This window comes from Achromobacter sp. 1011811831 (genome assembly GCF_059760905.1).
Window position 1 is genome coordinate 1 of record NZ_JCBANG010000125.1, and the last position, 14,000, is coordinate 14,000.

Here is a 14,000-nt window from a genome sequence, read left to right on the forward strand (position 1 = left end):
GGCCGCCGCCGTGCGGTTCAGGTTGTCGAGCGAGCGCTGCAGCTGCTGGCGCGACTGCGCCTGTTGCTGGCTGGCGTTGCCGACGCCGGCCAGGCTGCCGTCCGGCAGGCGGCCCGAGCGCTGCACGGCTGATTGCGCCGCGCCCTTGTCGGCGAACCAGCCGGGGCTGAAGGCCCGCGATTGCGCCTGCGCCGCGCCCGCCGCGCCGCCGGCGATCAGCAGCGCGGCCACCGCCTGCGACAAGGGCGTCGGCCGCCACGACGGCGGCTGGCGGTCCCGCCACGAGTGACGGGTGACGGGGGCATGGGAACGGCTGGACATGACGGCTTCCTTCATGGAGTCGGATCTGGCTTCAGCAGCGCCGGGCTCCGTGGCCGGGCTGCGCATGGGTGCCTAGACCCGCGCAGGCGTCATCGACCGCAGGTTTTCATAAAAAATTCACAATCGACGCCCGCGTCGCGGCGTCGGCCTCAGCTCAGCAGCACGATGCCGCCCGGCAGCGTCGTCACCTGCGCGCCGTACACATCGCGTATCAGCAACGCCGCGTCGGCCAGCTGGTCCAGCGGGAAACGGGCCTGTACCCGGCTGCCGGCCAGCCGGTCGCCCATCAGCAGGATGCGGCCCGCGCGGTAGCGGTTGATCTCGTCCACGACCTGCGCCAGCGGCACGTCGTTGAACTCCAGCACGCCGCGCCGCCAGCCGCTGATGGCGGCCAGATCGGCGTCGCGCGGCGCGCCCAGGGCGTCCGCGCCCAGCAGCACTTGCCGTGGCGCGGCCAGCGCCAGCTCGCCGCCCGGCCCCTGCACTCGCGCCACGCCTTCAAGGCAGGTCACGCGCACCTGGGCGTCCGTGTAGCGGACGTTGACGCAGGCGTCGCGCACCGTCACGCTACCGACGCCCGCCGACAGGCTGACCGGCCGCGCGCCGGCGCGCAGCTCGACCTCGCCGGCCAGCAGGTCCACCCGTTCGCCCCGCGCCTGCGCGGATACATTGATGCGGGTGCGGGTGTTCATCTGCACGGTAGCGTCCTCGCCCAGCGCCACCTCGCGCTGTTCGCCGGTGCCGCTGCGATAGTCGGCGGCCAGCTCGCTCACCGCCGGCCACAGGTCCAGCGGCGGCCGGAACGCCAGATAGGCGCCGCAGGCCGCCAGCGCGCCCCCCAGGAAGGCGCGCCGCCCCGGCGCCCTGGCTCGCGCCCGTGCCATCTGCTCGGCGCGCACGCGCCGGGCGGCCGGTTGCAGCGCCTGCCAGGCGGCGCGGGTCTCCTTGAAGGCGCGCGCATGCTCGGCGCTTTGTCCGCACCACTGCCGGAACGCCGCGCCATCGGCCTCTGTGGCCTGCCCGGACGCCAGCCGCAGCACCCAGGCCTGGGCCTCGCGGCGCAGCGCGAACTGGGGATTCTTGCGAGTGAACATGGCCGCCATATCCCTAAGACGATTTGCCGGCCCCGGGACCGAAGCGTTGGACATACTCTTTTTCCAGTTTCCGGCAGCAATGCTCCAGGCCGGCGCGCAGTTCCTTCTCCACCGTGCGCACCGAGATGCCGAAGCGCTCGGCGATCTCGCGGTGCGGCACCTCGTCGACCCGCGCGGCGATCACGATGGCCTGGCGCCGGCGCGGCAATTCCGCCAGCGCCGCCTCCAGCGCCGCCAGCTGCTGGCGCCCCTCGACCTCGCGGACGGGTCCCGCCGCCTCGTCGGCCAGCTCGTACAGCTCGTCCAGTTCTTCCATGGAGAGCAGGCGCGCGCTGCCACGGCGCTGGTCTTCGGCGACGTTGACCGCGATCTTGAACAGATAGGCCGCCGGATACTCCACCGGCGCGGCATCGGGCATGCTCTCGACGCGCAGCCAGGTTTCCTGCATGGCTTCGTTGGCCAGGTCTTCCGAGCCCAGCCGGATGCGCAGGCGCTTGCGGAAGTCCTGGTATTTGGCGAGGAACAGCTCGCGCAGACTGGCGGACGACGCGGACACGGGTATCAGCCTCCAGCCGCGTGCCGGCAGTCCGCGGCCGCGTCGGCGCGCGGCGCCAGGCGGATGAGCACCGGCTGCGGCAGTCCGGCGGGCGGCGGCGCGTCCATCACCAGGCCGGTCATCAAGCCAGTCAGCGCCGCGTCGCGCTGCGCGTCGCCCGTGCCCGCGAGCAACGCGGCGCGGCCGACGACGCCGTTGCGGCCGATCCAGAGCTGCAACGCGGCCCGGTAGCGGCCGAACTCCGCGCCGCGCCACTGACACAGCGCGCGCGTGACGGTGCGCTGCAACACGCCCGCGTAGGCCAGCGGCACCGTCGCCGGACGATCACCGTCCGGCCCGGATGCCCTCGCGGCGGGCTCCACCAGCGTGAAGGCGGTGGCGCTGGAGTAGCGCGCCTGCAGGCCGGTGCCCGCCAGCAAACGACTCAGCGCGTCTTGCGGTGCGTACCAACCCTGCACCGCCGCCGCGCGCCTGCCCGCGGTGACGCGGCTGGCCACCAGCACGGCCATGCCGGTGGTCTGCGCATAGGCGGCAAGCGCGGCATCCAGCGGCTGGGCCGCGATGTCGAAGCGCAGCCGCCCGGACTCGGCGGCCCGGCCCGGCGCCGGCGCGCACAGGCCCAGCGCGCACAGGCCGAGCGCGGCCCGGCCCAGCGCCAGCCGCCAGGCCAGCGCCCGGGCTGCCCCGGTCGCCTGCGTGACAGTCATAACACTCCGGTACTTGAAAGGGCGGCGACCGCGTCCGGAACAGGGCGCGGACGCGGGAAAGAAGCGGCATGGTAGCGGCGCCGCATGACGGAAGGGTGACGGCGGTTCAAGCCGCCGCCGCCCGACCGCCACGCCACCGTCACATCGACAGCTTGGCGCGCTCCTGCTCCGTCAGGCCACGCATCTCGCCCGGTTCCAGCGCGCCGGCTCCCAATATCTGCACCGCGCTGGCCGAGTCGTAGCGCGAGCCGGCGGGCGCCGCCGCGCGCGGCGACGACGGCGTCGCGCCGGCAGCCGGTTCGTCGCCATAACCCAGGATCTGCACGCTGATGACCGACGGCAGGTTCTGGCGCGACTGCTGCTGGGCGCGCTGCACCGATTCCTGCGCCGCCCCGGCCGCCGCCGAGGACGCCGCGCTGGCCGACGCCAGCGCGCCGGTGTTGACCGTCGCCGCCGCCGGAATGCCGCTGCTCTCGCCCTTGACCTGGATGTTGGCCGCGTTCACCACGTGCAGCGCCGCGATGTTGATGTTGCCCGACACCCGGATCCCCGCCTCGCCCGCATCGATGGTCCCCAGCGGCGCGTACAGGTCCACGTCGCCGGCCGGCACCTCCGCGATCGGCGCCAGCGTCGCGATGCCCGCGCCCGAACTCGGCGCGTTCGGCGACAGCGCCACGTTGCCGACCGCGTCATAGATCCGCCGTGGCGGGGTGTACACCACCGTGGTCTTGGCGCCCCGGCCGGCGTTGATGTCGCCCTCGGCCGACCAGGCCAGGATGCCGCCGCCGAAGGTGGTCATGATCCGGCTCTGCCCCAGCAGGATGCTGTCGCGCGCGTAGAGCTGGATGTCGCCGCTGCCCTGGGTCACGACGCCGGCGCTGGACGGCGGCGCCAGGCCCTCGACGCCGAAGACCTGCGCGCCGCCGGGCGTCAGCGCCTGGATGTCCCCGCCGGCGCGGGTCTGCACGCCCGCGCCGCCGTACAGCGTGATGCCGCCGTCATAACGCAGGGGCGCGCCCTGCGCATCATGGCCGGGGAACAAGGCGGCGATGGCCTGGCGTCCGCGCAGATAGCTGCCCTCGCGCGCGGCCAGCTTGCCGTTGTATTCACGGCCGCTATTACGCAGCTCGGCGAAATAGACCTGCCGGGCAAAGACGCGCTGCTGTTCCGCCGGCAGCGCCGCGAAGTAGGCACGCGCCTCGGCCGCGTCGCCGGCGTAGCCGTAGCGCTGGGTCAGCCACAGCAGCAGCTCGGCCTCGTAGGTCTTGAAGGGCAGGCCCTGATCGAGCAGCGGACGCGCCGGATCGGCGGTCTTGTCGCCGAGATAGCGCGCGAGGAAACCCGCATAGTCCGCCCCTCGCGCGCCGGCGCCGGCCTGCAGCGCGACGGCGGCGCCCGCGCGCGTGTCGCCAGGCGCCACGGGCCCCAGGCTGACCACGCTGGCCTTGTCCTCCATCAACAGGTTGCGGCCGGCCGATATTTCCATCACGCCCGGACCCGCGACCATGAAGCTGCTGTGGAGAATGTCGCGGCCGGCCTGCACCAGCGACACATCCGAAAGGCTCGCATGCACGAACAGATTGCCGCTCGCCGTGCCCGCGTAGCCGCCGCCCGCGTTGCGGCTCAGATCGCCCGGCAGGAACATGTCCTGGCCTGGAGCCGTGCCGCTGTTGACGATATCGCGTCCGGCCAGCATGCGCACCGGCGCGGCGCCCACATACCAGACCTGGCTGTCGCGCGTGGTGGCCGTATAGCTGTAGACAGCGCCGCTGCGCACGCCGACCAGATCCTGCCCCGCATAGATGCGCACCGGCTCGCGCGACGCGGACTGCGCCGCCACGCTGTCGACGCCGAAGGAGAACAGCGGCAGGCGCCGCGTCGTCGCGACGATGCCATCCACGGACTGGTTGCTGGAACGGATCCCGTTGCGCGCGACCCCGGCAAAAGCAGGCCGCTGCGGCGTCGCCAGCGCGCTCTCCGACGCGCCGGACGGCGTGATCGAATAGCCGCCGGCGTAAATCGAGCCGGACGCCAGCAATTCCAGCTGCCCCCGGTCCGACGGCATCAGCACGATGCCGTAGAGCGATGCATCGTAGCGATGCGACATCCCGGCGCGGGCCGACTGGCCGTAGTACATGCTGCCGCCCGCCGCCACGGCGCGCAGGATGGGCGGATAGACATAGCGTCCGTCCGTGGGCGAGATATCCAGCCCCGTCGCGATGCCGCTGCCATCGATTTCGGTCGCCGCGCTGCCTGGCGTGAGATTGCCGCCCGCCGAATGCAGGTCAATGGCGCTGCGGCCGGTCCAGAGCGTGAACCATGACATGCCGCCGCCCCGCGCCAGCAGGCCCGTCGTATCGAGATAGGGCCGGGTCGCCAACGGCACCACGCGGCCGGGATCCACCACCGCGCCCAGCACCAGATCGCCGCGCGTATTCAGATTGACGGTGGCGTCGCCCGGCGCCAGCACCAGTCCGCCGGTGGCCGATGCCATGGACGAAGACAGGGGATCCGGCGCGCGGGAATCGAGCGGATCACGCGACAGCGAAGTGGCGCCATAGGACAGCGCGATGCCGCCGAGCGAGGCCGCGCTGAGCTGCACGTTGCCGCGCAGGTTCGCCAATACGCCGTCCAATGCATGGCGGTTCATGGCGCGGCTCTTCTTGTCTATGTCGTTGTAGCCGCGCGCCTCCAGGTCGGCGTTGTAGCCGCCGCCCACGCGAAAATCGATGTCGCCGCCGCCCGTCAACACCAGCCGGCCGTCCGCCGTCATGCGGCCGCTGCCGCCCACCGCCACGGTCAGCCCCTGGCTGCGGCGCGCGCTTTCTGCCGTGTCCGCCTGCGATTGCAGCGTGCCGGCATCGCCGCCGACCGAGATGGCGACGTTGCCGCCGCCCAGCGTGCCGAAACCGGTGAAGCCCACCAGATGGGGCACATAGGCATTCACCGCCGACGAGCCATTGTCGAAAGGCGGGCGCACATAGGTGCCGAAATTGATGCCCCAGGCCACCGGCACCGCGGCGGGACCGGACGGCGCATCGCCGCCGCCCTGCCGCCACAGCCAGTTGGCGATGCTGGCGCTGGACAGCGCCTCGCGATTCTGGCTGCTCCAGGCCGGGGCGATCGACACGCCGTTGAGATTGCCGCCGGCCGTCACCGACAGATTGCCGCCGTGCTCCGGATACCAGACCCGCGCCAGGCTCGCGCCGCCGCCGTCGACGAATCTTTCGTAGTCGCCGCCCTCGCTGCCCAGCACCGTGCCCTGGCCCGGCACCACGCCGCGCGCCTGCCGGTAGGCAGGACCCATGTCCGCCGACTCGGTGCCCGCCGTATAGACGCCGTAGGGCGACGCCAGCCGCACATCGCCCGCCGCGGCCACGTCCAGATCGCCCGTGCCCGTGCGCAGCACGCTGTAGTTCTGTCCCAGCACGCTCGCGGTCTTGGTGATCTCCAGCCGGATGTCGCAGAACGCCGGGTTCAGATCGCAGACGGCCAGCGCGCCCTTGGGCACGTCGGTCCCGGCAATGCGATCCGGCTGGCTGTCCTGCGCGGCCTGCGACCACACCTTGACCTCGCGCTTGACCGCCACGGTCTCGCAGGCCTCCGGCAACCATTCGCACACGCCGAGAAAACCCTCGGGCACCTCGGTCCCTCGCGGGCCCATCCCCATCAACTCGCCCTCTTCCGTGATCAGGATCTTGATGTTGTCCACGACCCGCGCGGCATAGTGCGTGTCGGCCAGCACCACATGGCCGGCGCGCGGGTCGACGCCGACGGCGCGTGGATCCGCGGCCCCCAGGTCGGCGCCGCCGACCAGCCGCAAGCCCCACGATTGCGAGCCCGCGGGCAGCATCGCCGCCAGCGCCCAGTTGCGTCCCTGCGTGCCGGCCTTGTCCGCGCGCAGCTCGACCATGCTCGCGCCGTCGGGCAACTTGACGTCGGTGCCGGACGGCAGGTGCGCGCCGCGCGGCAGGTTCAGCTTGCCGGCCAACACCAGCGGGGACGGCTTGCCGTCGTCCGTCAACGCGCGCGGCAGCGCCACGCCGGCAGGCCAGCGCAGCGGCGCCAGCGTCGCCGCCGCCGCAAGCACGCTGCCGGCGCCCAGGCGCGCGTCGGCTGGCAGCGTGACGGCCTGCGCCAGCAGCGCACCGGCCGGATACAGCAGCGCGCCGTGGGCATCGTGTACGGCGGCCGCCAGGACGGTGCCCGCCGGCAGCGTCAGCGGCTGCGCCAAGGTGCCCGCCACCGGCAACACGGTGCCCGCCGCGAACTGCGTCTGCGACAACGGCAGTTCGAAATTGAGCATGGCCCCCGACGGAAACGTCGTGCCCTGCGCCAGCGACACGCCGATATCGGGCACCACCAGGTCGCCGCGGTATGGCTGCACGCCGGACAACAGCAGCCAGCCCGAGTCGTCGGGCGTGACGGGAGGCGGCGCGAAACCGTCGTTGATGCTGCCGTTGATCTCCAGGTTGCCGCCGGCCCGGATCGCCAGGCTGCCCACTTCACCGGATCCATAGATGCCGGTGAGCGGCGCGCGCGGATTCAGGCTCGCATAGCGGTAGCGCGACAGGTCCAGATCCCCCTGCACCACCAGATCGCCGTCGGCCGAGGCGCTGCGGATCTCCACGCCGGGGCGCAGGTGCAGCGCGTCCGCGTAGGGCAGCAGGCCCGCCAGCTTGCCGCGCCTCAGGCCGGCATTGGCCAGCGCCGCGTCGACGAACTTGCGGCTGTCGTCATGAATGCGATCCAGGTAGTCCTGGTCGATGACCTGCCACTTGGCGCCATTCGCCGGATCCGTCTCGGTGCGCGCATCGCGATAGATGGCCATGCCATTGACCGCCACGCTTCGGGCGCCACGGATCGACAGGGCGCCGCTGGCATCGATATCGATGTCGCCCGCGATCAGGCCGCCCAGGCGCGGCGCGTTCAGCTCCATGCTGCCCAGCCCGAGAGCGCCGCCAGGCGCTTCAGCCCCCGCGCGCAGGTCGAAGCTGGCGCCCGCGTCCAACTGCAGGCGACCGGCGCCGGAATTGAGTTCGATGAGCGCCCGGTTCGGCGCGTCTATTGGCTGGCCATAGCTGTCCAGGCGCGGCACGCTGCCATGCGCGTCCAGCGCCGCGCCGGCGGCGATGCGCAAGCCCTGGGCCGCTGCCAGCCGGATGCTGCCCACGCCCTCGCCGCTGGCATCGATGCGGCCGGCCACGGTCAGGCGGCCGCCGTCCAGCGAAATGCTCACCTGGCGCGCCCGCACTTCATCGCCTACCGTCAGGTCGCCCTGCTTGATCTGGAAGCTGCGCGACCCGAAGACGCCGCCCGCGTTCAGGCGCTGGTTCAGGGCCGCGAAGTCCAGACGCTGCGCGCGGATGTCGACGCCTCCGGCGGCGTAGGGCACCAGGGTGCCGCCGGCATCGTAGCGCCCGGAAGCCTGGCCCTGGATAGCGCCCAGCAGATCCACCCGGCCCGCCAGCGGATCCAGCGCGATCGCGGTCAGGCTGCCGGCGCGGTTGTGGCTGGCGGACAAGTCGATGAGGCTGCCCGGCGCCTGCAGAATGTCGCCCTGCCGGCTTTCCAGGCGCAGCTCGCCGCCCCAGCCGTACTTGCTGACATCATGGAAATCGGTCTTGCGTCCGGCCAGGTCCAGGCGCGCGCCATCGCCCAGGACCAGGCCGCGCTGCGCCGCCAGCGTCAGCTTGCCGCTGGGCAAGGCCACGGCGGTGTCGATGCGCACGCTGTCGCCATCCAGGACCCATTCCGCGCCGCCGGCGACCACGGCCGCCGGGGCAGCCTCGGCGGCGCCCGCGGGCCGGCTCGCGACGATGGCGCCGCCGGCCTTGACGCGATGGACCGAACCGGCCTCGCCGGTGATCAGCGGCGTGTACAGATTGAGATTGCCGCCCTGATAGGCGTAGCCGCTTCCTTCGACGTAGGCGCCTTGCGACTGGTACACCGACAGGCTGCCCCGCTGATTGGCGGTGATGCGCTGCGCCGCATTCAGGTTGACGGTGGCGAAGCCAAGCGCCATGCGCTGCGGCGCGGCCGTGCCGTCCGGCTGGGCCGTGGGCCCGTAGCCGAACTCGATGCGGTCGGCGATGAGATCCAGCGTTCCCTGGCCCGTTCCCGCGCCCTGCCCGATCACGGCTGCCGGCGCGCCGCCGCCGCCCCAGATCAGGGTCTGCGCGCGCAGCGTGGCCCGGTCGCCCGCCGCGCCATAGCCGTAGATGGCCGGCGCGTTCAGTTCAAGCCGGCCCAAGGACTTGCCCGAGGGCGTCGCGGCGGCGCTCAGGTCCACCGTTTCGTAGAAGTTGACCGAATCCCTGACCGTCAGCGTCAGCACTTCCAGCGCCGGCGCGCCGAAATCCGCATCGCCCGCGAGCAGCCGGTCCAGCAGCCCCTGGTTCAAGGTCATGCCCGCCGGCAGCGCGCCGCGCGCCGAGGCGGCGGCCAGCGCCTGCGCGCTGCCCGCGTTGACGGCGCTCACCGACAGCGCCAGCTGACGCGCGCCGTAGCGGGCCTGGTCGCCCAGGATGAAGCGGCCATCGGTGGCCGCGGCCAGCGTGCCCTCGGTGTAGAGCCGGGCAGGCCGGGCGCACAGGCCGGCGCAGGCGCCGATCTCTATCGCCCCCGGCGGATTGCTCTCGGGCCCTTGCGGCGCGTCCGGCGGCAGCATGGTGATCAGACCGTTGGACAGGGCCAGCACGGCAGTGCGGCCGGGGCTGTACAGGTAGCCTTCGGCGCTGTCGTAGTAGGCGCGGCCCGCGCCGATCGTATCGATGGCGGCGCCCGCCTCCAGCGTGATGCTGCCCGCCGACACGAACACCTGCGGCGCGCGCAGCAGCGCGCCATCGCGCAACGTGACGCTGCGCGCCTGCGACGCGAACGTCAGCACATTGGCGCCCCCCGTCGGGGAGCTGCGGGCCAGGCCGCCCACGCTGATGCGCGACGCGCCGAAGCCATTGAGCGTGCTGGCGTAATAGCTGCTCATGCCGGGCGTGGCGGCCGCGCCGTCGGCCAGCACCTCGATCGCGGTGCCGCGCAGCGCCAGCTCGCCGCCGCGCCCGCCTTCGGCCGGCCGGAAATCGGCCCGGCCCTGGAAGTCGAGCCGGCCATCCACGCCCACGTCGATCGACAGCAGCTTGGCATCGCGCTCCAGCATCGCCCGAGGCATGCCGCGACGCTGCGCGTCCTCCAGCACGTAGCGCGCGTAGGACGTCTCGTTGTATTGGGAGTAGCGGCGCAGCGTCTGCGCCGGCGTGACGATCACCTGCGACGGCAACGCGTCGCGTATGGCCGTGCCGGCGACGGAGAAGGACGCCGGCAGGCTCCAGGAGCCGTTGCGCATGGCCAGCGCGGGTTGGCCGGGGACAACGCTGGCCGGCGCGACGCGGCCGTCGATTTCGACCCGGAACGCGCCCGGCAGCAAGGCATAGCTGGCCGGCATCAGCGTGTAGGTGCCCGCCGACAGGCCCGGCACGCCCGCCCCGATCTGGATCTGCCGGCCGATCAGCGGCGCACCCTCGCCGGCCTCGGCGGCCGTTGGCGCGACCGTCGCCTGCGCGCCCGGCACGACGGCGTAGACCGGATTGGTCGCCAAACCGGGCAGGCTGAACCCGCCGCCCGACGGATCGATCCGCATCAGCGGCGTGTAGCGGGCATCGCTGGAACCGCCACGGCCGCTGACGAACGCCGCGCCCAGCAGCTCGCCCCCGCCCGACAGGTCGATGCGCGAACCCGGCGCCGCGTCCAGATTGCCGGACAGCGCGATCTTGCCGTAATCGCCCGGCCGGTTCGAGAGCATCGGCTTGCCGCCATACGCATAGGCCACGCCATCCACGGTGCCGCCATAGGGCATCACCAGTCCGCGCGCGCTGACCGACGTCAGGCTGCCCGGCCGCAAGCTCAGTTGTTCGGCGTTGAGCGACAGGTTGCCCAGCGGCGCCCACAGCGCCGCGCCGTGATCGATGCGCGACGCGGCGAGGGACAGCTCGCCGAAGGCCGAATAGGGCGCCGACTCGTCCGCGCCCACGCGGGACAGCGCCAGCGGCTGGCGCTTGCCGTAGTAGCCCGCTTCCACCACGGCCCGGGCTTGCGTCTCGGGGTAGATGCGCGCGCCGGCCAGCGCCACGGATCCCGGCGTCGCCAGGATCGTCATGCCGTCGGCCACGGCGCCTCGCAGGAAGCGCAAGTCACCGTCGGCGGCCAGGCTGACGCTGCCGTAGCCTCGGCCGTCCACGGTGCGCGGCACCCTGCCCTGCAGCAGGAAATAGCCGTTGGCGCCGAAGCTGACCCGGTCGCGCACATCCACCGTGTTCCCGCGTACCGCGAACGCGCCGGTCGGGTCCTGCTTCGACAGGCCGCCATGCACGGCGGGCAGCACCAGGAAGTCCGCGTTGGGGCGGTCGGTCTGTGCCAGCAGCACATAGGGCGCGCTGACGCCGAACCGGGTATCCGGCGGCGCGTCCTCGGCCACCGTGAACGCGCCGGCGAACAGGCGGACCGCCTGGCTGGCCCGCAGATCGACGGCGCCGCTGGCGCTGATGAATCCATTGGCCAGCACATTCAAGGTGCCAAAACCGCTGTCCTGGTAGCGGTCCAGCGCCAGCTCGCCGTGGCCGTAGCGCAGCAAGGGCCGCGCCGCCTGCGGATCGGCGACGTCGGGCAGGCTGGCCGCCGCCTGCTGACGGATCAGCAGCTCGCGCTGCACCCGCACCAGATCGACGCTGGTGTTTGCATAGACGGGCGTCTCCAGCGCCACCGACAGCACGCCGCCGGCCGCGCCGGCCCCGCCCGCGCGGGCGCGCAGCGTGCCGTCCAGGTACAGCCCGTCGTAGGAACTGAGCGAAATCGATCCCCCGGCGCTGGCGACGCCGACGCTGCCGCCCTGCGGCAGATCCAGGATCGCGTACGCGCCGGACGCTTCCAGCAGCGAGCCGGGGCGCAGCACCACGAAGGCATCCACCGACGTGGCCGAGCCCTTGGCGGTATTGATCTCGCCGCCGATGACGATGGCGCCGCCCGCGTCCACCCAGCCGTATCGCCGCCCCTGCGCATCCAGGGCCACGGCCGCGCGTCCGGCCACATCCAGCACCGCGCCATCGCCCACCCACAGCGAACGCTTGTGACCGCTACCGTCGCCGCGGTTTTCGCTCAAGGCCACCGGCGGCTGGTCGATGCGCAGCGTGCCGCCGGGCGCGCGCAAGACGCCGTCCAGGGTGATCTGGCCTGCGCTGCGCAAGGCGATGGCCTGGCGCGGATCCACCTCGATCGACGCGCCGCGCGCCAGCGTCAGCTGCGCCGTCGCCCGGTCATCCTCCGGCGAATAGATGGCTCCGGTACGCAGCGTCAGGTCCGCGCCCAGGCGCTGCGTCAGCACGCGCTTGAGCGGATCGTCCTGGTACAGCGGCGGCGTCCAGGTTTCCAGCGCCGCATTCCGGTCCGACGCGTTCAGCGCCTGCGCCGTATAGCGCAACACCGGCATGGTCACGCGCACGCGGGCGCCCTCGACGAGCTCCAGGCCGCGCACGCCGGCCACTTCGTATTGCGAGAAACCGCTGGCGAAGAAATCTTCGTCCAGCACCGACACGCCCGGCGCGACGGTCTGGCGTCCATGGCCCACGCTGACCCGTTCGGCCTGCAGCAACAGCTTGCCGCCGCCGTCCACCCCATAGCCGGCGATCTCGCCCGCCACGGTCAGCGCGCCGCCCGTGGCGTTGCCCAAGGCGTTGGCCGCCAGCGTGACGTCGCCGCCCTTGCCGGCGCGCAGAACACCCGCCCAGGACCTGCCCGCGCCGCTGGACACATTGATCGATCCGGACTGCGTGAGCGACACGTCGCCGCTGCTGCGCAACGCGACCGAGCCGCCGTGACGCCAGGCCATCAGCGCCGAGTCTTGCGGCGTCAGCGCCAGGTTGGTCCACAGGCCGCCGGCATCCACCCGCGCGCCCACGCGCACGCCCACCGGCTTGCCGGCGGCCGGATTGGCCACGCCCTCCTCGACGCGGCCGGTGTAGGCGCTCATCTGCTTGAGCACATTGCCGGCCTGGATGCGGCCGCCCGGCGCCGACAGGTCCGCGTCGATGGCGACCCAGGGCGCGTACAGCACGGCCTCGCCCCCGGGCGCCAGCCGCAGCGCCTGCTGCACGACCACGCGCTCCGCGCCCGCCAGCTTCAGGGCGCCCAGTCCCGCCTGATTCAGCCAGGCGGCATCCAGCACGATCTCGCCGTCCGCCGCGTCCCCCTGCCCAACCGTCACCTGCCGGCTTATGCCCGACAAGCCCCAGGCGAGACGGTTCGTCGCCGTATCGAAGCGCGGCAGATACTGGCCCACGACCAATTGTCCGCGTCGCGCCGTCGCGGTCTGCGATTGATAGAAACCTTCCTGGTCGCGCTGCGGCGCGTCGGTCTGGCGCGGCCCCTGGTAGACCTCTCCCGTCAACGCGCCCTGCAAGGCCGCGCGTTCCGTGGACACCAGCAGTTGGCCTGCATCGCGGCCCACGGTGTAACCCGACTCGTAGCGCTGGCGCGGCGCGATCAGCGGGTTGTAGAAAGTGCGCGTGGCCCGCTCGCCCCAGCGCTCATGCTTCTGCTCGAAGCCCTTGTACAGGCCGGTGTAGAGCAGATCGCCGGGCGCGCGCGACAGCTCGTACAGGCGGCCGTCCGCGCCGCGCAGCCAGCTCTGGCGGATGTAGCCGTCCCGCACGTCCAGCGTGCCCCCCGACAGGTTGATGTCCGAGCCCGCCCGCGTGACCAGCTCGCCGCCCGTGAACGTCGCCGTGCCGCCCTGCGCCAGCCACTCGCCCGCGCCGCGCCCGCTGGTCGCCAGATAGCCGCCCACCTCCAGCAGCCCCCCCGCCGTGTACCAGCGCTCGTTCTCGTAGCCGTTCACGCCGGCGGCCACCTTCACCAGCGTGCGCCGGTCCACCCACACTTCGCTGTTGTTCAGGTTCTTGCTGTCACGGTTCACCGGCGAGTCGCGCTGCTCGTTACCCTGCACGTCGATCCGGACGCTGTTGGACTCCATCGCCACCTTCACGCCGATCGCGCCCGCCACGTCCAGCCGCGCACCCGCGTCCACCAGCGCCTGCTTGCCCGCCGACACCGCGATCTGCCCGCCGGTCGCCACCGTGGTCGAGCCGCCCGCGAACAGCGCCTGCCCGCCCGTCACCACCTCGATGCGCGACAAGTCGCGCCGGTCGGCCACCGTGCTCAGGTGGTCATACACGCCTTCCGTCTTGTTGGTCGCCTGGCCATCCAGCGCCTTCAGCGCCGCGTCCCGCTGCCCGTCCAGACCGGTGAGCGCCGACGACTCCAGCACCACGGCGG

Annotated in this window: 5 protein-coding genes; all 5 read right to left on the reverse strand. The window is 72.5% G+C overall.

The window, feature by feature from the left end:
• Positions 1 to 321, reverse strand: a 321-nt coding sequence (locus AC6LJ9_RS28330; protein ID WP_498150141.1) for a hypothetical protein, incomplete at its 3' end; no start/stop codon positions are given.
• A gap of 149 nt (positions 322 to 470) precedes the next feature.
• Positions 471 to 1,415: a FecR family protein gene (locus tag AC6LJ9_RS28335; RefSeq protein WP_498150142.1), complete on the reverse strand. Its 945-nt coding sequence runs from the start codon at positions 1,413 to 1,415 to the stop codon at positions 471 to 473.
• 13 nt (positions 1,416 to 1,428) lie between these two features.
• Positions 1,429 to 1,971 carry an RNA polymerase sigma factor gene (locus AC6LJ9_RS28340; RefSeq protein WP_498150143.1) on the reverse strand — a complete coding sequence of 181 codons (543 nt, stop codon included), beginning with the start codon at positions 1,969 to 1,971 and terminating at the stop codon, positions 1,429 to 1,431.
• Between the two features lie 5 nt (positions 1,972 to 1,976).
• On the reverse strand, positions 1,977 to 2,678 hold the full coding sequence (locus AC6LJ9_RS28345; RefSeq protein WP_498150144.1) for an STN domain-containing protein: 702 nt from the start codon (positions 2,676 to 2,678) through the stop codon (positions 1,977 to 1,979).
• Positions 2,679 to 2,817: 139 nt separating this feature from the next.
• Entirely contained in the window at positions 2,818 to 13,992 is an 11,175-nt protein-coding gene (locus AC6LJ9_RS28350; protein WP_498150145.1) for a filamentous hemagglutinin family protein, read from the reverse strand.
• Between the last annotated feature and the right edge of the window lie 8 nt (positions 13,993 to 14,000).